Genomic DNA, 21,263 nt, shown 5'->3' with positions numbered 1-21,263 from the left:
GACCTGTCGTAACGACGTGACCGACGAACCCGACTCGTCCGGTGCACACGCGAGCCTGCTCGCAGCCTTGGGCGTCGACCTGCAACCGGATCTGCTGCGTCTCGCGCTGACCCATCGGTCGTATGCGTACGAGAACGGCGGCTTGCCGACGAACGAGCGTCTCGAGTTCCTCGGCGACTCCGTGCTCGGGCTGAGCATCACCGAGCGGCTGTATCACGAGCATCCCTCGAAGAGCGAGGGTGAGCTGGCCAAGCTGCGCGCGAGCGTGGTGAACATGCGCGCCCTCGCGGAGGTAGCCCGTGGGCTCGGCGAGGGCGGCCTCGGTGTACACCTGCTGCTCGGCAAAGGTGAGGAACTCACCGGCGGCCGGGACAAGGAGAGCATCCTCGCCGACGGCATGGAGTCGTTGCTCGGCGCCGTGCATCTACAGCACGGCATCGAGGTGGCGCGCTCGGTGGTGTTGCGGCTGTTCGCCGAGCTGCTCGAGCGCGGCCCGCGGATGGGCGCCGGCCTGGACTGGAAGACCAGCCTGCAGGAACTCACCGCCGAGCGTGGTCTCGGCGTGCCCAGTTACGAGATCACCTCGACCGGGCCGGACCACGACAAGGAATTCACCGCCACCACGGTGATCGGCGGCCGGGCCTACGGGCAGGGCGTCGGCCGGTCCAAGAAGGAAGCGGAGCAGAAGGCCGCGGGGGCCGCCTACGAGGCGCTGACCGCCGAAACCTGACGTGCCCGAACTACCCGAGGTCGAGGTCGTGCGGCGCGGGCTCGCCGAGCACGTGGTGGGCCGTGTCGTCGAATCGGTGGCGATCACCCATCCCCGCTCGGTGCGCCGCCATCTCGAAGGCGCCGCCGATCTCGCCGCGCGGTTGACCGGTCTGACGGTCGAGTCGGCCCAGCGGCGTGGCAAATTCCTCTGGCTGACCTTCGACGACCCGGAAGCGGCCCTGGTGGTGCATCTGGGCATGAGCGGTCAGATGCTGGTCCAGCCCGCCGACGCGCCGGTGGAGAAGCACGCGCACATCCGCGCCACCTTCGGCGACGGCACTCAGCTGCGGTTCGTCGACCAGCGCACCTTCGGCGGCTGGGCGCTGGCGCCGCTGGTCGAGGTGGACGGCACCCTGGTGCCGGAGCCGGTCGCGCACATCGCCAGGGACCCGCTGGATCCGCGTTTCGACGTCGAATCCGTGGTCTCGGTCATCCGGGGCAAGCAGAGCGAGATCAAGCGCGTCCTGCTCGACCAGGCCGTGGTGTCGGGGATCGGCAACATCTATGCCGACGAGGCTCTGTGGCGCGCCCGGATCCACGGTGGCCGCCTCGCGTCCGGACTGTCCAGACCTGCCGTGCGCGGGTTGCTCGCCGAGGTGAGCGCCGTGATGGGCGAAGCGCTCGCCGCGGGCGGCACATCCTTCGACGCGCTATATGTGAACGTCAACGGCCAGTCGGGCTACTTCGAACGGGCCCTCGCCGTATACGGTCGGGAGCACGAGCCGTGTCGCCGGTGTGGTGCGCCGATCATCCGGGAGCGGTTCATGAACCGCTCGTCCTACTCCTGCCCGCGCTGCCAGCCGAAGCCTCGCCGTCGCTAGCGCGCGCGAGCTACCGTTTCCTCAGGGCGGTTCGGAATGTCACCCGACCGTGAGGAAGGAAGCATGCGCAAGCTCACCTATTACGTCGCGTCGACCATCGATGGATTCATCGCCACCGAAGAGGGCTCGGTCGATTTCTTCCCCGTCGGCGGCGATCACGGTCCGTCGATCAATGCGCAGTACCCCGAGACGCTGCCCGCCAAGGTGCGCGAGGCGCTCGGCGTGGAGGAACGCAATCGCTACTTCGACACGGTGCTGATGGGACGCAAGACCCACGACTTCGGCGTCCGCACCGGCACCTCCAGCCCCTACGCGCACCTGCGGCAGTTCGTGGTCTCGACCACGCTGCCCGAAAGCCCCGATCCGGCCGTGGAGCTGATCGCCGAGAACCCGATCGAGAAGGTCAAGGAACTCAAGCGGGAGAACGGGCTGGGCATCTGGCTGTGCGGCGGCGGTGAGCTGGCGCAGGTGCTGCTGCCGGAAATCGACCAGATCTTCCTCAAGCTCTACCCGCTCGTGCTCGGCAGCGGCCGCGCGCTGTTCGGTACCGGGTCGCGGCTGCCGGAACCCGCCAAGTTCCGGGTGATCACCAGCACGGTGTTCGAAGACGGCGTGGCCTTCGTGAAATACAGCCGGGTGCGATAGCGCGGTGCCCGACCAGGAGCCGACCGGGATGCCGGACCGCGCCACGGAGCTCGGTCCGGAGGCGGCGCTGCGCGAGATCGGCTTCTGGTTGGAGCGCTCCCGAGCGGAAACCCACCGGGTCAAGGCGTACCGGCGCGCGGCCGACGTCGTCGCGGGTCTGTCCGCCGAGGAGCGCGAGGCGCGGCGGAAAGCGGGCACCTGGACCGAACTCGCGGGTATCGGGCCCAAGACCGCGGCGATCATCGAGCAGTCCTCCGCGGGCGAGGTGCCGCGGTACCTGACCGAGTTGCGCGCTGCCGCGCAGCCCATCGGGGCGCCGGGCAAGCCGTTGCGGGAACGACTGCGCGGTGATCTGCACACCCACTCGAACTGGTCCGACGGCGGCAGCCCGATCGAGGAGATGATGCGGGTCGCGGCCGCGCTGGGGCACGAATACTGTGCCCTCACCGACCATTCGCCGCGCCTGACCGTGGCCAACGGCCTGTCCGCCGACCGGTTGCGCAAGCAGCTGGACGTGGTGGCCGAACTCAACGACCGGATGGCGCCGTTCCGGGTGCTCACCGGTATCGAGGTGGACATCCTCGACGACGGCTCCCTCGACCAGCGGGCGGATCTGCTCGCCCGGCTGGACATCGTCGTGGCCAGCGTGCATTCGCATCTGCGCGACGACAGCGCGACCATGACCAAGCGCATGGTGCACGCGGTCGCCGATCCCAACGTCGACGTGCTCGGTCACTGCACCGGCCGCCTGGTCGCGGGCGGACGCGGCACCAGGCCGGAGTCGACGTTCGACGCCGAGGTGGTGTTCGAGGCGTGCCGCGTCTACGGCACCGCCGTGGAGATCAACAGCAGGCCCGAAAGACTCGATCCCCCTTCGCGATTGCTGCGCCTGGCCGCCGAGATGGGGTGTCACTTCTCGATCGATACCGACGCGCACGCGCCGGGACAGCTCGACTGGCAGGGATACGGGTGTGAGCGCGCCCTCGCGAACGGTGTTGCGGCAGAACGGGTGATCAACACCTGGCCGCTGGCGGATCTGCTGGCCTGGACTCGCGCAGGAGCATGACCTAAGGGTTAACTGTTGCCGAATAGTTCGGCTTCCCCTGTGTCGGAGTGTGATCGCCGCCGAGAATGGGGTCCACACGGATTGCTGGGGGTGGGATCAACTGGTGGGCGATTTTCCGCTCGAAATCGTTCTGGCGCTCATCGGTATCGCTGTGCCCATCTGCGCGTTCCTGTGGGAATTCGTCTTCGCGGGCCGCAGGCGGCTCGGCTACCGGATACAGATGGACACGCCGGTCACCGGCGAGATCGAGTCGGTGTTCCCGGGGGTGCTTCCGCAGTTGCGCCCCTCGCTCGACGGCGCGAGCCCTGACCTGAAGGACATCTCGGTCGTTCTGGTGCGCATCGAGAACAGCGGCGTCACCACGATCGACACCCATGACTACAAAGCTCCGGATGCCGCGCGGGTCGGCCTGCACCTGCGCTTCCCGCAGCGCCGCGTGATCGGCATGGCGGTGAACGAACTCAGCGATCCCGACTTGGCCGACAATCTCGACGCGAACTCCGGCATCGCGGTGCCCGAGGACACCGGACACGTCGGCGTGATCGATCTGCCGAAGGTGCCGCTCGGACCGGGTGATCACTACAAGATCCTGGCCATCCTGCAACGTTCCGAGGGCGACGGAGAGTATCCGCAGCCGGTGCTGCGCGGCGGCATCAAGGGCGGCCGGATCATCGAGACCCGAAGCAACACGGGTATTTCCGGGATGATGGCCGCGCTCACCGTGTTCCTGGTACTGGTGATCATCGTCCAGCTGGTGGTTTCCGCGCTGGAGCCGTCGCCGACGCCGCTGGAGTGCGCCTCGGGGAAGCTGACCGTGGTCGGGTCGTCGGCGTTCGGACCGGTCGTCAGGGAAGCCGCCGAGCAGTATCGGAAACGTTGCACCGACGCCAATTTCGCCTTCGCCTTCGAGGGGACCGAGCGCGGATTGGACCGGCTCGCCGAGGAGGGGAAAGGCAATCCGGGGTTGCTCGCGATCACCGACGGCGCGAAGGGCAACGGTTATCCGGCACTGGTGCACCGTCCGCTCGCATTGTCGCTGTTCACCATGATGGTGCATCCCGGCGTCGGCGTCGGCGGGCTCACCGTCGCCCAGGTCCGGGATCTGTACGGGGGCAGGATCGGCAACTGGCGTGCGGTGGGCGGCCCGGACCTGCCGGTCGTGCTGGTCAACCGGATACCGGGCTCGGGTACGCGCAACACCTTCGAGCGCAGGCTGCTCGACGGAACACAGCCGGATCGCCCGCACGTGAGCTGCACGGCGTTGAAGGGCACGGTCATCACCGCACTCGCGCACTGCGAGGTCCAGGTGACCGCGGACATGCGCAAGGCGGTCGCCGAGATTCCCGGCGCCATCGGCTATTCGGAGTTCTCCGAGGCCATCGACGCCGGTCTGCCGACCATCGTGATCGACGGCGTCGGTGCGAGCCGTGACGCCGCCGTGCAGCGCAGCTACCCCTTCTGGGGAGTCGAGTACGCCTACAGCAACGGCGAATTGCCCGGTGACTCGCTGGCCGCGAGCTTTCTGCACTTCCTGACCGATCAGACCGGGAAAGAGGTGCTGCGCGCGCACGGCAACGCGCCGTGCGCCGACCTGCCCGACCCGGACCGCTGCCTGCCCGAGCAGTGACCTGCCGGGACCGTCGGCACGGCGGGGCCGCGTCGCCGCGAGCGCCGGAATGTCGGTGGGCTCGGCGAGGATGGACGCATGACGGAACTGTCGCTGCGCGAACTGAATCGGACGCTGCTGGTCCGCCAGAAGCTGGTGGAACGAGTGGAGCTGCCCCCGCTCGATCTCGTCCGGCATCTGGTCGCGGTGCAGGGCCAGGAGCCGAACTGGCCCTATGTGGGCCTGTGGGCGCGCCTGGCGGGGTTCCGGCACGACGACCTGGCGGCGCTGCTGCGTGATCGCAGCCTGGTGCGCTCCACCATGATCCGCCGGACTGTGCACCTGGCCGACGCCGCCGACTTCCGCTGGTTGCGGCCGACGGTGCAGCCGGTGGTCGCCGCCGCGCTGAAAGCGCCGTACTACCGCGACGAGATCGTCGGTGTCGACCTGGACGAACTCGCGACGGCGGGACGCGAACTGCTGGCCGGACAGCAGTTGCGCCGCCGCGAACTGGGCGAACTGCTCGCCCGGCGTTTCCCGGATCGGCACACGCGCCGACTCGCCGAAACCGTCGAGTTGCTGGTCCCGTTGGCGCACGGCTCGGAGACCGGCGCGTGGGGGCGGTGGCGCAACCGATACGTCACGGTCGGGTTGGCCGAGGAATGGACGGGCGCGCCCATGGCGGAGGCGGCCCAGCCCGAGACGCTGATCCTGCGCTACCTGGCCGCGTTCGGTCCGGCCACGGTGGCCGACATGCAGGCGTGGGCGGGCATCACCCGGCTGGCCGAGGTCGTCGACGACCTGCGCACCCGGCTGCGAGTGTTCACCGACGATCAGCGCCGCGTGTTGTTCGATCTGCCGGACGCGCCGCTGGCCGAGCCGGATCTGCCCGTGCCCGTGCGTTTTCTGCCCGCCTTCGACAACGCGCTGCTCGGCCACAAGGATCGCCGCAGGATCATCAGCGAGGAAGACCGCAAGCGCACCGCGTGGGAGGCCTCCGCGGGCGTGCCGATGTACCTGGTCGACGGCTTCGTGCACGGCCGCTGGTCGCTCGACGGCGCCACGCTGCGGATCGTGCCATGGCACCCGCTGTCCGCGTCCGACGAGGCGGCGGTGCGCGAGGAGGCGGAGGCTCTGCTGTCGTTCATCGTGGCGGGCGGGAATGCCGTGGCGGCGGACCACGATCCACGGGTCGTCATCGAGGGGTGAGGCGGCGCGTCCGGCCGGGCCGGCAAGGCGGGGCCACCGGACTACCCATCGGTAGCTGAACGAACGCTGGGCGGCGCGATTTTTCCCGAACTGTTTGGTTTGAACGACGCCGCCTGAGGTACCTCCCACTCGGCCCCCCTGATCATGCCGAAAGCCTGACCAGGCCAACCAAGCCCCATGGACGGCGGTGCAGCTAGGTCTTCACCCCCGCCGCGGCGGCCACTTAGTTCAGTTCGGCGCCCGGTACTCCGAGTGCTGGGTGAATGCGAGTGCTACTTGGTTGTCCCTGGAAGGAGGGTCATGAGCGCGCTTTCCGTGCCGATTTCCGCGCAGGCATCGTCCGATCTGGAAATGCCGTCGTCCGACTACTTGTCGACAGATCATGCCAGCGGCCCGTTTCGCATCGCGATGGTCGTGCCGCCGTACTTCGACGTCCCGCCCAAGGCGTACGGCGGTGTCGAGGCCGTTGTGGCCGATCTGGTCGACGCATTGGTGGCCCGCGGCCACGACGTCACACTGTTGGGCGCGGGGGAGCCGGGGACCAAGGCCAAGTTCGTACCGGTGTGGGACCGGGCGCTGCCCGAGCGCCTCGGAGAGCCGTTCCCGGAGGTCGTGCACGCACTGCGGGTGCGGCGCGCCATCGAGAAGCTCGTGGCGACATCGGGTGTCGACCTGGTGCACGACCACACCTTCGCGGGCCCGCTCAACGCGTCCGTCTTCCAGAGCATGGGCCTGCCTACGGTGCTGACCGTGCACGGGCCGGTGGAGGACGACATCTACCGCTACTACCAGGATCTGGGCGACGAGGTGGCACTCGTGGCGATCAGCGACCGTCAGCGTGAACTCGCACCGGGCCTGAATTGGTCCGGACGCGTGCACAATGCGTTGCACGTCGACGACTGGCCGTTCCGGGTCGAGAAGGACGACTACGCGCTGTTCCTCGGCCGGTTCAACGAGTGCAAGGCGCCGCACCTGGCGCTGGAGGCCGCGCACGCCGCGGGCATCCCACTGGTGCTCGCCGGTAAGTGCAGCGAACGTCCCGAACAGGCATACTTCGAGGAGAAGGTGCGGCCGCTGTTGACGGACAACGATCACCTGTTCGGTCTCGCCGACGCGGCGGCCAAGCGTAAGCTGCTTGCGAATGCGCGTTGCCTGTTGTTCCCAATCCGCTGGGAGGAACCGTTCGGCATGGTGATGATCGAATCCATGGTCTGTGGCACGCCGGTGGTCGCGCTGCGCGGCGGGGCAGTGTCCGAGGTGATCGTCGACGGCGTGACCGGCCGTATCTGTTCCGATCCCGCCGAATTGCCTGCGGCCATCGAAGAGGTCAGGGCGATCGACCCGTACGCCTGCCGTTCCCACGTGCAGGCCAAGTTCGGGTCCGACACGCTCGGCTTCGGGTACGAGCAGGTGTATCGCCGGCTGTTGCGCTCCAAGAAGCGGTTCGGCGCCGCGCCGCTGGACACCGCGGCGCCCGCCACGGCGCCGGTCGACAGCACGTCCGGCGCCGCGCCGGTCAGGATCGCGGCGAGCGGATTGGCGTGACCGGTTCCGCACCGTTGAGCCCCGCCCCCCTGAACTCCGGTGAGCCGACCGGGTTCGGGGGGTGCGGCTCGGTCACCCTGGTCGAAGGCGGCACGTTCTGCCTGTCCAATCGGCTCGGCGATGTCGAGACGGGCAAGCCGCACGGCTTGTTCTTCCGGGACGCGCGTGTGCTGTCGCGCTGGGAACTGCTGGTGAACGGCAAACCCGCCGAGCCGCTCTCGGTGCTGAGTCCGGAGGCGTTCGCCGCCAGGTTCGTGTTGCGCAGGCCCCCGCAGGCGGGCTTGGCCGACAGCACGCTGCTGGTGGTGCGCGAACGGATCGTCGCCGACGGCATGCACGAGTTGATCACGTTGGAGAACATGGGCCGCGAGCCAACGGCGGTGCTGCTGGAGCTGCACGTGGACGCCGACTTCGTCGACCTGTTCGCGGTGAAGGAAGGCCGCGCCGGACACGCCCGGGCCGACGTGACGGTCGCCGACGGCGAACTGGTGCTGCACGACCACGCCGACCGCAGCCGGGGGATCTCGATCTCGGCGACCGTGGAGCCGGAGGTTATGCCGGGTTCGCTGGTGTGGCGGGTGATCGTGCCGGTGGGCGAATCCTGGCAGACCGAGATCATCGCCCAGCCTACGGTGGGCAATCAGCGATTCCAGGCGATCTCTCCCGGTGAGCACTACGGGATCAGCGCGCCGGGCCGCAAGATCGAGGCGTGGCGCGACACCGCCACCGACATCGCCGCGTCCGATCCGGCGCTCACCCGGGTACTGCGACGCACCGAAAGCGACCTGGGCGCCCTGCAGATGCACGACGAATCCGGCGACGCCCGGCCGTTCGTCGCCGCGGGCGCGCCGTGGTTCATGACCCTGTTCGGCCGCGACAGCCTGCTCACCGCGTGGATGGCGCTGCCGCTGGAGGTCGACCTGGCGCTGGGCACGCTGCAGCAGCTGGCGGAACTGCAAGGGCAGGACGTGAATCCGCTCACCGAGGAGGAGCCGGGACGCATCATGCACGAGATGCGCCGCGGCCCGGCGGGCGGGCAGGTGTTCGGCGGCAACATCTACTACGGAACAGCCGACGCCACACCGCTGTTCGTGATGCTGCTGGCGGAATGCCATCGCTGGGGCGCGGACACCGAGGCGATCCGGCAACTGCTGCCCGCCGCCGATGCAGCGCTGCACTGGATCACCGACTACGGCGACCGGGACGGCGACGGATTCGTCGAGTACCGTCGCGCCACCGACCGCGGCCTGATCAATCAGGGCTGGAAGGACAGCTTCGACGGAATCAACGACGCCACCGGCCATATCGCCGAGGCCCCGATCGCGCTGTGCGAGGTGCAGGGTTACGTGCACGCCGCGATGCTGGCCAGGGCCGAACTGGCGGACGCTTTCGACGACCCGCGGATGGCCGGACGGCTGCGCGAACGCGCGGCGGAGCTGCGGGTCAAATTCGCCGAGCAGTTCTGGCTGCCCGACCGCGGCTGGTATGCCGTGGCGCTGGACGGCGGCAAACGCCAGGTCGACTCGCTGACCAGCAATGTCGCGCACTGCCTCTGGTCGGGCATCGCCACGGACGAGCACGCCGCCGAACTGGTGGCGCGCATGGCGAGCCCGGAGATGGACTCCGGGTTCGGGTTGCGCACCCTGGCCTCGAACATGGGCGCCTACAACCCGATGAGCTATCACTGCGGCTCGGTCTGGCCGCACGACACGGCGATCGCGGTGGCGGGGCTGCTGCGCTACCGGCACCTGCCCGGTGCGGTGGAGCTGGCGACACAGCTGGCCACCGGCCTGCTGGACGCGGCGGCGATGTTCGACGGGCGCCTGCCGGAGTTGTTCTGCGGCTTTCCCCGGTCGCGTTTCGCCTCTCCCGTGCCGTATCCGACGTCCTGCTCGCCGCAGGCGTGGGCGAGCGCGGCGCCGCTGTTGCTGGTGCGCGCGTTCTTCGGCCTCGACCCCGACGCGCCGACCCGGACGCTCACCGTCCGGCCGCAGCTGCCCGCGCGGTGGGGTAGGGTCTCGCTGCGCGCTCTGCGGCTCGGTGCGACCACCGTCGACCTGGAGGCCGAGGGCGCGCAGATCACCGCGGCGCGCCTGCCCGACGACTGGCGATTGGTGACCCGGTGACGCACACCGGTTGCCGAGGGGCGCGAGCGGGTATGCCTCCGGCGTAGGGATATTGGCAAGCCTTCTCGCACTGATACGCAGCACGGAAGGTGGTGCACGATGCAGACATCGCTGGATATGCAGGACCTGTGGCGGACACAGTATCGGGACTGTGCCGCGGAGCCCTCGACGGATCTCGACTTGGATCGCGCCCTTTTCATCCGCAGCGTGCACGCCGGTCACGGTCCGGAATGCCGCCAGTACCTGGCTGCGGCGGCCTATTGTCTCGACCACCGAGACACGCACTGACGGAGCGGTTCGCAGCCCGCACAGCCGTCCTCGGGCGGGTACCGGCATCCCGCCCCAGGACCGCCGACGGCGTGCGGGCTACAGAATCGCGAAGGCGACGACCAGCCCGAGCGCGAAATGCGCGGCCGCCACCACGAGCACCTCGGTGGTGTAGGTCTCGGCGTGCAGCGCGGCGCCGATATCGATGCCGATCGCCCGCTCGATGACGCGCACCGAGATGACCTGGGCGACAATGCCGACCAGGCCGAATACCAACGCGGCGATCAGGCCTTCGGAGAGCTTGCCGCCGCTGCCCACGGCCAGGATGGCGAGTACCACGATGAACGCCATGCTGATCATGCCTGCGGCGGTGACGATGATGGCGTTCGGTTTGCCCGCCACCACCAGCTTGCGCAGCTTGCCCGGGGTGGTCAGGTCGATGGCGTAGAAGCCGACGAGCATGAGCACCAAGCCGACGAGGGCGTAGAGGACGATGGCTCCCACACCCTCGCCCAGCGAGTTCCAGTACCCCGATTCCAGGGCGACTGCGGTCATCTTGATCCTTCCGAAGTGGGTTGGCCTGCGCCGAGATGGATTGGTGCTTGTCGGTGACGATGCTCAGTCGGGGAGGATGCGGTGCGGGACGAACGCGGACCCGTCGTCGGTGATCAGCCCCGCGGTCTCGCGGATGCCGAGCCCCGCCGCGGCGTCGCCGACGATCCACGCGCCCAGCACCGGGCGCATATCGTCGAATTCCGGCAGCGGGTCGAGCAACTGGTACACATAGCCTTCCTCGCCGTAGACACCGCCGGTCGCGGTCTCCAGGCCGGCGCCGACGATGGTCATGTTGGCGCCTTCGCGGCCCAGCTTCGGTTTGCGGATGTACTCGGTGAGCTCGTTGGGCTGGTCGAGGTAGGCGGGCAACAGATTCGGGTGGCCCGGGTACATCTCCCACAGCACCGCCAGGATCGCCTTGTTGCTCAGCAGAGCTTTCCACAGCGGTTCGATCCACATGGTTTCCGGCAGGCTGTCCACGACCCGCTTGCCGAAATCGTCGTCGAGCACCCACTCCCACGGATAGAGCTTGAAGACGGCTTCGATCGGTGCCTCCGCCAGGTCGACGAACCGCTCGAGCTCCGAGTCGAATCCGACCTCCTCGATGGGCAGCGCGATCGTGTCGAATCCGGCCTCGGCCGCGGTCTCCTGCAGGTAGGCGGTGGTGACGTTGTCCTCGCCGGTGGCGTCGGCGCCGGACCAGGTGAAGTGCAGTTGCGAACCGGGCAGCACATCGCGCAGCTCGCCCCAGCGCTCGACGAGCTTCTCGTGCAACGAGTTCCACTGGTCGCCGCCCGGGTAGCGGTCGGTCAGCCAGTGCCACTGCACGATCGCCGCTTCCAGCAAGGAGGTCGGCGTGTCCGCGTTGTACTCCAGCAGCTTCGCCGGGCGTCGCGCGTCGTAGCGCAGGTCGAAGCGCCCGTACACGTGTGGGTCGGAGCGCCGCCAGGATTCGGCGATCGGGCCCCAGCACCACTCGGGCAGGCCGAAATCGGCGAACCGCTCGGTGAGCACGATGTGCTCCACCGCGTTCAGGCACATCGAGTGCAGCAGTTCGACGTCGGCCTCCAGCGCGAGGATCTCCGGCATCTCGAACTCGTAGTGCACCGACTCGTCCCAGTACGGCCGGGGTTGACCGCTCGCGTCCCGCCCCGGGGAACCGTAGACCAGGCCCTGGCTTTCGATGGTCTGCTGCCAGCCCGGCCGTGGCGTATCCCGTACGCGCCGCATCTACGACCCTCCGCCGGTGCTCTTGCTGCCCAGACCGCCGCGCTGGATGGTGGTGCCGCTCTTTGTCTTGATCTCGGCGTTCTTCGGCTTGATCGTGGTGCCGCCGGTCGGCGGTCTGCCGACCGTGCCGGTGCCGCCGTAGTAGTAGCGGTACTGCGGGCCGCCACCGAGGATGATCAGACCCGGATTGACTCCGCCGTCGTTGACGAACCCGGGACGGCCGTCGCCGCAGTAGGAATCGTCGACCACGATCTCTTGACCGTTCTCGACCTTCACGCACTGAGCCGTGACCCGGTCCGGCGCGGTCAGGGCACGGTAGGCCAGATAGCCGCCGCCGACCAAGGCTGCGACGCCGACGATGGCGACACCGCCGATCATGACGCGCTTGCGGGTGCGCTTCTTGGCCTCCTCGGCCGCGGCGGCGGCGCGCTGCGCCTCTTCGGCCCGCCTGCGCGCCTTGTCTCGTGCCCGTGCCTCGGCCACCGTCTGCGGGCGGGGTTGGGTGACGCCGGGTTGCTGGCGCTGGATGCTGCCGGGGCGCGGCGCGGACGCGTCGGGAGGTTGCCCGGCGCCCGCGTTGCCGGGCGACGCGGAAGTGGGCGTCGACCAGTCGATCTCGGGCTGCTCGGCGGGACCACTCGGCGCGGAAGCGGGCGTAGACCGGTCCGTTCCAGCGGAGACGGGCGTCGACCAGTCCTGTTCGTCGCCGGGCCCGGGCGGGACCGGGGCGGATGCCTGCTCGTCATCGGCCGGGGTTCGCGGGCCGGACGGCCGCTCGGGCTCGCCCCGGCGCTCGTCGTCGCCCGGATCACGTGTGCTCACCGCTGTGCCCCCCTCGTCGCCCGAACCACCACTACCGCTCCTCGAAACCGGTCAAATCACCCCGCGCGGGCTCCCAGCTTTCCACAACCAACCTCACCTGACCAGGTGTATCCCCGGAACGCAGGCGTGCGAGCAACCGCTCGCACGCCGATCGCGGCCCCTCCGCGATCACGTGCACCCGGCCGTCCCTGGCGTTGGTCGCGTGCCCGACCAGCCCGAGTTCCAACGCCCGCGACCGGGTCCACCAGCGAAAACCCACGCCCTGGACCAGACCGTGCACCCAGGCGCTCAACCGAACGGCCTCGGCCATCAGGCCTCGATGTCGAACGACAGCGTCACTTTCGATCCCGCCTTCAGCGTCCGCCCCACCGTGCAGACCTTGTCGATCGCACGCTGCACGGTGACCAGCAACCGTTCCCTGGCCGCGTCGTCGAGTTCGCTGAGGTCGAGTTCGAACACCTCGTCCAGCTGCGGATAGACCTCGTTCTCCCGGTCGGCGTCGCCCGAGACGCGGATGGTCGCGTCGAAGTTGTCACCGAGCTTGCGCGACAGCGGGAAGTCCGCGCTCAGGCCCGAGCACGCGGCGAGCGCGATCTTCAGCAGCTCGCCGGGGGTGAACACACCGGGGACGCCCTGCGAACCGATCAGCACCTCGGCGCCGCGAGAACTGCGGCCGGTATAGGCCCTGGTCCCGGTGCGCTCGACCCACAGCGTGGTGGGTTCGGACGCGATCGGCGCCGCGCCTGCGGTGGTAACGGTCTGTTCAGCCATGGGTTCGATCCTGCCATTGTCGTCGCAATCAGCTCGCGCGGCTGGCAACACCGTGCCCCGCCGCGCCATTCCGACCGCCGGGCCGTCCGTGGCCGGGATTACTACTCCTGGAACCGGTAACCCATCCCCGCTTCGGTGAGCAGGTGCTTGGGCCGCGACGGATCGTCCTCCAGCTTGCGGCGCAATTGCGCCAGGTATACCCGCAGGTAGTGCGTCTCGGTGGCGTAGGAAGGGCCCCAGACTTCGCGCAGCAGCTCGCGCCGCCCGACCAGCTTGCCGCGATTGCGCACCAGCATCTCGAGCATGCCCCACTCGGTGGGGGTCAGGTGCACGGTCTCGCCGCCTTTGGTGACCTTCTTGGCGGCCAGATCGACGGTGAACGATTCGGTCGTCACCACGGGCGCGGAGGCATCGGGATCGGTGGCGCCGCGGCGGACCGCGGCGCGCAGCCGCGCCAGTAGCTCGTCCATGCCGAACGGCTTGGTGACGTAGTCGTCGGCGCCCGCGTCCAACGCTTCGACTTTGTCGGCGGAATCGGTCCGCGCCGACAGCACGATCACCGGAGCCGAGGTCCAGCCGCGCAGCCCGCCGAGCACCTCGATGCCATCCATGTCGGGCAGGCCGAGGTCGAGGATCACCACGTCCGGATGCCGGTCGGCGGCCGCGCGCAGGCCCGCGCCGCCGGTCGCGGCGGTGATCACCTCGTAGCCGCGGACCGCCAGATTGATCCGCAGGGCGCGCACGATCTGCGGTTCGTCGTCGACCACGAGCACCTTCGTCGCCACCGCCTCGGGCGTCTTCGTCACCACCGCCGCCTCCTGCGTCGTCACGGACACCTCACTCACCTGCGCTCGTCGTCTCGTGGGCGACGTCGCCGCCCGCGTCCAGCGGCTCCCCGCCGGGCAGCTCGACCAGCATGGTCAATCCTCCCCCGGGGGTCGGCTCCGCGTGCACGGCGCCGCCCATCGCGTCGACGAATCCGCGCACCACCGACAGCCCGAGCCCCACTCCGCTGGTGTTGTCCCGGTCGCCGAGACGCTGGAACGGTTCGAACAGTTGCTCCTCCGTGCCGTGCGGCACGCCGGGGCCGGTGTCCACCACAGCGATCGAGACCCGCTCGCCGGTCCGTTCCGCGGTGACCCGGACCGTGCCCGCGCGTGGCGCGTGCCGCAGCGCGTTGTCGATCAGGTTGGCCAGCACCCTTTCCAACAGGCCGCTGTCGGCGCGCACCGAGATGTCGCCGACCTCGACGCGGACCCGGTCCATCGCCGCGCGCCGCAGTCCGCGCGCGCCCATCCCGACGCTGAGCAGCGCGCGGTGCACCGCCTCGTCCAGATAGACCCGTCGCACCTGCGGTGTGACCACGCCGACCGCGAGCCGGGAGGAATCGAGCAGGTTGCCGACCAGCGCGGTGAGCTGATCCACCGATTCCTCGATCGTCTCGAGCAGCTCGGTGGTGTCCTCCGGGGAGAACTCGATGTCATCGCTGCGCAGGCTGGAAACCGCCGCCTTGGCCCCGGCCAGTGGGGTGCGCAGATCGTGGCTGACCGCCGAGAGCAGCGCCCGCCGCAGACGATCGGCCTCCAGCAGGGCGGCGGCGGCGCCGGCTTCCTCGACCAGCCGCGCCTGCCGCACCAGCGCCACCGCCTGATTGGTCACCGCGTTCAGCACCGGACGGTCGGCGGCCGCGAGCGGACGCCCCGCGAGCAGCAGCCGGTGCCCGGCATCGGCCGCCTCGACCACGGTGTCGGCGTCCGGCAGTCGCCGTGGCGGGTCGGTCCCGACCTCGGCGAGCACCTGGTCACCCGCCACCAGGGCGACCCCGCGCTGCGCGAAGACCTCCCTGATCTGTTCGAGCAGCCGGGGCAGATCCGCGCCGTGCAGGATCGCGCCGGAGAACGTGGTCAGCAGCTCGGCCTGCCGGGAAGCCTTGCGCGCCTGTCCGGTTCGCTTCGCCGCCAAGTCGACCAGCGCCGCGACCGCGACGGCGACGATGAGCAGCACCACCACGGTGAGGAAGCTGTTCGGCTCGGCGATGGTCAGGCTGTAGCGGGGCGGGGCGAAGAACCAGTTCAGCAGCAGGCCCGACAGGAGCGCGGAGAACGCCGCGGGCACGACGCCGCCGAGCAGCGCGACCGCGACCACGCCGACCACGAACACGGCGCTGATGCCGCCGAGATCCAGCACGTGGTCGAAGTAAGCGGCGCTGAACGCGCAGACCAGGCCCGGTACGACGACAGCGGCGAGCCAGGCGGCCACGGGGCGGCGGGGCCGCAGGGCCGAGTGCCGGAAACCGCGGTGGGCCTGCTCGTGCGTCACCATGTGCACGTCGATCTTGCCGGAGCGCTGCACCACCGTGGAGCCGATGCCCTCATCGAAGATCCGCGCCCAGCGTGAGCGCCGGGACGTGCCGAGCACGAGCTGGGTGGCGTTGACCTCGCGGGCGAACTCGAGCAGCGCGGTGGGCACGTCATCGCCGGTGACGGTGTGCAGGGAGGCGTCCAGGCCGGCCGCCAGCTCACGCAGCCGGGCCAGCCGCTCGGTGGAGACACCGGCCAGGCCGTCGCCGCGCACCACGTGCACGACCACGAGATCGGCGCTGGACTTGGTCGCGATCCGGGCGGCCCGGCGCACGATCGTCTCCGACTCCGGACCACCGGTCACCGCCACCACGACCCGTTCGCGAGCCTCCCACGGTTCGGTGATCTTGTGGTCGGCCCGGTACGCGGCCAGCGCGGCGTCGACCTGATCGGCCAGCCACAGCAGCGCCAATTCGCGCAGCGCGGTGAGGTTTCCGGCCCGGAAGTAGTTGCGCAGTGCGGCGTCGATCCGCTCCGCGGCGTACACGTTGCCGTGGGAAAGCCTGCGCCGCAGCGCTTCCGGCGTGATGTCGACCAGCTCCACCTGGTCGGCTTCGCGCACCACCGCGTCGGGCACCGTCTCGCGCTGCTGGATGCCGGTGATCCGTTCCACGACGTCGTTGAGGCTCTCCAAGTGCTGCACGTTGACCGTGGAGATCACGTCGATGCCCGCGTCGAGCAGTTCCGCCACGTCCTGCCAGCGCTTCTCGCGCTTGCTGCCCGGCGTGTTGGTGTGCGCCAGCTCGTCGACGAGCACCACCGCGGGGGCGCGCCGCAGCACGGCCTCGACGTCGAGTTCCTGGAACGTACTGCCGCGATACTCGATCAGCTTCGGTGGGATGCGCTCGATGCCCTCCAGCAATTGCGTGGTCTTGCGCCTGCCGTGGGTCTCGACCACGGCCGCCACCACGTCGCGGCCGCGCTCCAGCCGCCGGTGCGCCTCACCGAGCATGGCGTAGGTCTTGCCCACTCCCGGCGCGGCGCCGAGGTAGATACGCAGCTGACCGCGTTTCACCTGTTCATCATCGCGCGCCGCGCGTCCTCGGCCGAGCAGCCCGGATCGCTGCGGCGCGTGGTGCCGGGCGGCCGTCATCGCCGCGCACGGACGGCCTGGATAGTCACGGGCCGACGGTCGCGGGCCGCGAGCGCGCGGAGGATCAGCGCGCAGCAGACGAATCCGGCGACTACGGCCATTGCCGACATGACGGTCCTCTCTTCCGCACGGACGATGCCGGTCGCTGAGCCCGGCTCTCCACTTCTACCTTCGTCACGCGCGCCGACCTCGATTTTTACGGTGTGTTGACGGTCCACCTCCATTCCTTGACGGGTTGCTTGCGGGCGTCGCCTCGACTGTCAACGAACCGCAAATGCCGAGCATCGGGGCATCAAGAAGTCGTCAGGAAGTGACCGGCAGGGCCGGATGGGCGGCTTCACTCGCTCTGTCGCGCCGAGGTAAGGCGCGCGGATGGAGGTTGTCGAATCATGTCGGTCGTAGTGTTCACCGCGCTCACCGTGGCGGCGTTCGCGTTGCTGGGGCTGGTCCAGCGCGGGGTGGAGAAGTTGTGACCGCGAACCTGATCGGTCTGGTTCTCGCCGTCGGCGTGGCGCTCTACCTGGTCGCGGCGCTGCTGTTCCCCGAGAGGTTCTGAGTGGGCACGACAACCGCCGGGGTCGCTTTCGTAGTGGCCCTGATCCTGGCGCTCGCTCTGGTGCACGTGCCGCTGGGCGACTACATGTACCGGGTGTACGACGGGCGAACGCATTCGCGCCTGGAACGCGTCGTCTACCGCGTGATCGGCGCGCGACCGGAGGTCGAGCAATCGTGGCCGGTGTACGCACGCAGCGTGCTGGCCTTTTCCGCGGTGAGCATCCTCTTCCTGTTCTTCTTCCAACTCCTGCAAAGTGGATTGCCGCTGCACCTGCACGATCCGGGCACCGCCATGACGCCTGCGCTGGCCTGGAACACCGCGGTCAGCTTCGTGACGAACACGAATTGGCAGAACTACTCCGGTGAATCCACTCAGGGACACCTGGTGCAGATGGCCGGGCTGGCGGTGCAGAACTTCGTCTCGGCGGCCGTCGGCATGGCCGTGGCGGTGGCGCTGGTGCGCGGGTTCGCCCGCAGGCACACCGGCGATCTCGGCAACTTCTGGGTGGACCTGGTGCGCGGCACGCTGCGCATCCTGCTGCCGATCGCGTTCGTCTTCGCGCTCGTGCTGGTGGCGGGCGGTGTGATCCAGAACTTCCACCTGCACGACCAAGTGGCGCAAACCCTCGGCGGCACCCGGCAGATCATTCCCGGCGGCCCGGTCGCCAGCCAAGAGGTGATCAAAGAACTCGGCACCAACGGTGGCGGCTTCTACAACGCCAATTCGGCGCACCCGTTCGAGAACCCGGCCACCTGGACCAACTGGGTGGAGATCTTCTTGCTGACGGTGATCAGCTTCTCGTTGCCGCGCACCTTCGGCCGGATGGTGGGCGGCCGCGAGCAGGGCTACGCCATCGTCGCGGTGATGGGGACGATCGCGCTGGTCAGCGTGATGCTGACCAACCTGTTCCAGCTACAGCACCACGGCACCGTGCCGACCGCGATAGGCGCTTCGATGGAAGGCGTGGAACAGCGCTTCGGCGTATCGAATTCGGCCACCTTCGCCGCTGCGACCACGCTGACCTCCACCGGTGCGGTCGATTCGCTCCACGACTCCTACACCAGCCTCGGCGGACTGATGCTGTTGTTCGACATGCAACTGGGCGAGGTCGCGCCGGGCGGTGTGGGGTCGGGCCTGTACGGCATGCTGATCCTGGCGGTGATCACGGTGTTCGTCGCGGGCCTCATGGTTGGGCGCACACCGGAGTACCTCGGCAAGAAGATCACGCCGCGCGAGGTCAAGCTCGCCGCGTCGTACTTCTTGATCAGCCCGCTGATCGTGCTGGTGGGCACGGCCGCGGCGCTGGCGATGCCCGGCCAACGCGCGGGCATGCTGAATTCCGGGCCGCACGGACTGTCGGAAGTGCTGTACGCGTTCACCTCGGCGGCCAACAACAACGGCTCCGCGTTCGCGGGTCTGACCGGCAATACCGAGTGGTACAACACCGCTCTCGGTCTCGCCATGCTCCTGGGCCGTTTCCTGCCGATCATCTTCGTGCTCGCGCTGGCCGGTTCGCTGGCCGGGCAGGGCGCCACTCCCGCGTCGATCGGCACGCTGCCGACGCACCGGCCGCAGTTCGTCGGCATGGTCGTCGGTGTGACGGTGATCCTGGTCGCGCTCACCTTCCTGCCCGCGCTCGCGCTCGGGCCGCTCGCCGAAGGAATCCACTGACATGACCGGTTCGGTACTCGATGCGAACGTCTCGGTGACGGCCGGGCCCGAGCGGCCACGACGAGTCACGAGCGGAGTGCTCGATTCGAAGCTGCTGCTCACCTCGTTGCCGGACGCGGTGCGCAAGCTCGATCCGCGCACGCTGTGGCGCAACCCGGTGATGCTGATCGTCGAACTGGGCGCGGTGTGGTCGACCGTTCTCGCGCTGGTGGACCCGTCCTTCTTCGCCTGGGCGATCGTCGTGTGGCTCTGGCTCACCGTGATCTTCGCGAACCTGGCCGAGGCGGTCGCCGAAGGCCGGGGGAAAGCGCAGGCCGATACGCTGCGCAAGGCCAAGACCGACACCGTCGCGCGCCGGTTGGTCGATTGGTCGCCGGGCGCGCGGGCCGTCGAGGAGAAGGTCGCCGCGCCCCAGCTGCGGCGCGGCGATCACGTCGTGGTCGAAGCCGGGGAGGTCGTCCCCGGTGACGGCGACGTGGTCGAGGGCATCGCCTCGGTGGACGAGTCGGCGATCACGGGCGAATCCGCCCCGGTGATCAGGGAATCCGGCGGGGACCGTTCGGCGGTGACCGGCGGCACCACCGTGCTGTCGGACCGGATCGTCGTGCGGGTGACCCAGGAGCCGGGCCAGAGTTTCATCGACAAGATGATCGCGCTGGTGGAAGGCGCGAGCAGGCAGAAGACGCCGAACGAGATCGCGCTGAACATCCTGCTCGCCGCACTGACGATCATCTTCGTCTTCGCGGTCGTCACGCTGCAGCCGATGGCGATCTTCAGCAAGGCGAACAACCCGGGGGTGCCGGACACCTCGGCTCTGGACGTGCACGGCGTCACCGGGATCGTGCTGGTCTCGTTGCTGGTGTGCCTGATTCCGACGACCATCGGCGCGTTGCTGTCGGCCATCGGCATCGCGGGCATGGATCGGCTGGTGCAGCGCAACGTGCTCGCCATGTCCGGGCGCGCCGTAGAGGCCGCCGGGGACGTGAACACCCTGCTGCTGGACAAGACCGGCACCATCACACTGGGCAATCGGCAGGCCGCGGACTTCGTCCCGGCGCCGGGCGTGAGCAAGGACGAACTGGCCGACGCCGCCCAACTTTCCAGCCTGGCCGACGAGACCCCTGAGGGGCGGTCCATCGTGGTCTACGCCGAAGTGGCATACGGGCTGCGAGAGCGGACGCCGGGCGAGCTGACCCACGCGAGCTGGGTCGAGTTCACCGCCCAGACCCGGATGTCCGGCGTCGACATCGATGGCCGCCTGCTGCGCAAGGGCGCGGCGAGCGCGGTCACCGAATGGGTGCGCGCCCACGGAGGTTCGGTACCGAGCGAACTCGGCGCGACGGTGGACGGGATCTCCGCGGTGGGCGGCACTCCGTTGGTCGTCGGCCGGGTGGCCGACGGATCGGCGGAAGTGCTCGGCGTGATCCACCTCAAGGACGTGGTGAAGCAGGGCATGCGGGAACGGTTCGATGAGATGCGCAGCATGGGCATCCGGACGGTGATGATCACCGGTGACAACCCGTTGACCGCCGAGGCGATCGCCGATGAAGCCGGGGTCGACGACTTCCTGGCCGAGGCGACGCCGGAGGACAAGCTGGCGCTGATCAAGCGGGAACAGCAGGGCGGGCGGCTGGTCGCGATGACCGGTGACGGCACCAACGATGCACCCGCGCTGGCACAGGCCGATGTGGGCGTGGCGATGAACACCGGCACATCGGCGGCCAAAGAGGCGGGCAATATGGTCGATCTGGACTCCGATCCGACCAAGCTGATCGAGATCGTGGAGATCGGCAAGCAGTTGCTCATCACCCGGGGCGCGTTGACCACGTTCTCCATCGCCAACGACATCGCGAAGTACTTCGCCATCATTCCCGCCCTGTTCGTGCCGCTGTTTCCGGGCCTGGACCTGCTCAACGTCATGCGCCTTGCCGGCCCGCAATCGGCCATCCTTTCGGCGGTCGTCTTCAACGCAGTCGTCATCGTGGCGCTGATCCCGCTCGCGTTGCGCGGCGTGCGATACCGGCCGTCCAGCGCGTCGAAGTTATTGAGCCGCAACCTGACCGTCTATGGTCTCGGCGGCATCCTCGCGCCGTTTCTCGGCATCAAACTCATCGACCTCGTCGTCCGATTCCTTCCCGGGATGTCCTGA

The 21,263-nt window shown here is 69.0% G+C and carries 19 protein-coding genes; 12 read left to right on the top strand and 7 right to left on the bottom strand.

Going from position 1 to position 21,263, the window contains the following annotated elements:
• Nucleotides 1-16: 16 nt before the first annotated feature.
• From rnc to IU450_RS09305, 9 genes are all read left to right on the top strand, one after another.
• Nucleotides 17-730 carry a ribonuclease III gene (gene rnc / locus IU450_RS09345; RefSeq protein ID WP_195149320.1) on the top strand — a complete coding sequence of 238 codons (714 nt, stop codon included), beginning with the start codon at nt 17-19 and terminating at the stop codon, nt 728-730.
• Between the two features lies 1 nt (nt 731).
• Nucleotides 732-1,592 carry a bifunctional DNA-formamidopyrimidine glycosylase/DNA-(apurinic or apyrimidinic site) lyase gene (mutM, locus tag IU450_RS09340; protein ID WP_195149319.1) on the top strand — a complete coding sequence of 287 codons (861 nt, stop codon included), beginning with the start codon at nt 732-734 and terminating at the stop codon, nt 1,590-1,592.
• Nucleotides 1,593-1,655: 63 nt separating this feature from the next.
• Nucleotides 1,656-2,237 (top strand): dihydrofolate reductase family protein, encoded by a 582-nt coding sequence (locus IU450_RS09335; protein ID WP_043695418.1) that lies wholly within the window; start codon nt 1,656-1,658, stop codon nt 2,235-2,237.
• Between the two features lie 28 nt (nt 2,238-2,265).
• Nucleotides 2,266-3,303 carry a PHP domain-containing protein gene (locus tag IU450_RS09330; protein WP_195149613.1) on the top strand — a complete coding sequence of 346 codons (1,038 nt, stop codon included), beginning with the start codon at nt 2,266-2,268 and terminating at the stop codon, nt 3,301-3,303.
• Nucleotides 3,304-3,406: 103 nt separating this feature from the next.
• Nucleotides 3,407-4,930, top strand: a complete 1,524-nt coding sequence (locus IU450_RS09325) for a PstS family phosphate ABC transporter substrate-binding protein (protein WP_195149318.1) — start codon at nt 3,407-3,409, stop codon at nt 4,928-4,930.
• 78 nt (nt 4,931-5,008) lie between these two features.
• Nucleotides 5,009-6,118, top strand: a complete 1,110-nt coding sequence (locus tag IU450_RS09320) for a winged helix DNA-binding domain-containing protein (protein WP_195149317.1) — start codon at nt 5,009-5,011, stop codon at nt 6,116-6,118.
• Nucleotides 6,119-6,469: 351 nt separating this feature from the next.
• On the top strand, nt 6,470-7,663 hold the full coding sequence (locus IU450_RS09315) for a glycosyltransferase family 4 protein (RefSeq protein ID WP_195149612.1): 1,194 nt from the start codon (nt 6,470-6,472) through the stop codon (nt 7,661-7,663).
• Nucleotides 7,660-9,789 (top strand): glycogen debranching N-terminal domain-containing protein, encoded by a 2,130-nt coding sequence (locus IU450_RS09310; RefSeq protein WP_416382850.1) that lies wholly within the window; start codon nt 7,660-7,662, stop codon nt 9,787-9,789. Before IU450_RS09315 ends, IU450_RS09310 begins: the two co-directional genes overlap by 4 nt.
• A gap of 99 nt (nt 9,790-9,888) precedes the next feature.
• Complete coding sequence (locus IU450_RS09305; RefSeq protein WP_195149643.1) at nt 9,889-10,077, top strand: hypothetical protein; 189 nt, start codon at nt 9,889-9,891, stop codon at nt 10,075-10,077.
• A gap of 78 nt (nt 10,078-10,155) precedes the next feature.
• Here IU450_RS09305 and IU450_RS09300 read toward each other — a convergent pair whose 3' ends face one another.
• From IU450_RS09300 to IU450_RS09270, 7 genes are all read right to left on the bottom strand, one after another.
• Nucleotides 10,156-10,611 carry a DUF350 domain-containing protein gene (locus tag IU450_RS09300; RefSeq protein ID WP_043695410.1) on the bottom strand — a complete coding sequence of 152 codons (456 nt, stop codon included), beginning with the start codon at nt 10,609-10,611 and terminating at the stop codon, nt 10,156-10,158.
• 63 nt (nt 10,612-10,674) lie between these two features.
• Entirely contained in the window at nt 10,675-11,841 is a 1,167-nt protein-coding gene (locus IU450_RS09295; protein WP_195149316.1) for a glutathionylspermidine synthase family protein, read from the bottom strand.
• Nucleotides 11,842-12,663, bottom strand: coding sequence for a hypothetical protein (locus IU450_RS39570; RefSeq protein WP_228834195.1), 822 nt, complete (start codon nt 12,661-12,663; stop codon nt 11,842-11,844).
• 31 nt (nt 12,664-12,694) lie between these two features.
• A complete protein-coding gene (locus IU450_RS09285) occupies nt 12,695-12,973 on the bottom strand; it encodes an acylphosphatase (RefSeq protein WP_195149315.1) in 279 nt (92 codons plus the stop codon).
• Entirely contained in the window at nt 12,973-13,434 is a 462-nt protein-coding gene (locus IU450_RS09280) for an OsmC family protein (RefSeq protein ID WP_195149314.1), read from the bottom strand. The genes IU450_RS09285 and IU450_RS09280 overlap by 1 nt, the downstream gene beginning before the upstream one ends.
• 101 nt (nt 13,435-13,535) lie before the next feature.
• Nucleotides 13,536-14,219, bottom strand: a complete 684-nt coding sequence (locus IU450_RS09275) for a response regulator (RefSeq protein WP_195149609.1) — start codon at nt 14,217-14,219, stop codon at nt 13,536-13,538.
• Nucleotides 14,220-14,271: 52 nt separating this feature from the next.
• On the bottom strand, nt 14,272-16,809 hold the full coding sequence (locus IU450_RS09270; RefSeq protein WP_324197599.1) for a sensor histidine kinase KdpD: 2,538 nt from the start codon (nt 16,807-16,809) through the stop codon (nt 14,272-14,274).
• A 352-nt stretch (nt 16,810-17,161) separates the two neighbouring features.
• Here IU450_RS09270 and IU450_RS41285 point away from each other — a divergent pair, with 352 nt between their 5' ends.
• Genes IU450_RS41285 through kdpB form a run of 3 tightly spaced genes read left to right on the top strand, consistent with a single transcriptional unit; the run spans nt 17,162 to nt 21,263 of the window.
• On the top strand, nt 17,162-17,443 hold the full coding sequence (locus IU450_RS41285; RefSeq protein ID WP_416382856.1) for a potassium-transporting ATPase subunit F: 282 nt from the start codon (nt 17,162-17,164) through the stop codon (nt 17,441-17,443).
• Nucleotides 17,444-19,114, top strand: coding sequence for a potassium-transporting ATPase subunit KdpA (gene kdpA / locus IU450_RS09260; RefSeq protein WP_195149311.1), 1,671 nt, complete (start codon nt 17,444-17,446; stop codon nt 19,112-19,114).
• A gap of 1 nt (nt 19,115) precedes the next feature.
• Complete coding sequence (kdpB, locus tag IU450_RS09255; RefSeq protein WP_195149310.1) at nt 19,116-21,263, top strand: potassium-transporting ATPase subunit KdpB; 2,148 nt, start codon at nt 19,116-19,118, stop codon at nt 21,261-21,263.

Source organism: Nocardia abscessus (genome assembly GCF_015477775.1).
GTDB classification, from domain to species: Bacteria; Actinomycetota; Actinomycetes; order Mycobacteriales; family Mycobacteriaceae; genus Nocardia; species Nocardia abscessus_A.
This window is presented reverse-complemented; position numbering and strand designations above follow the sequence as displayed.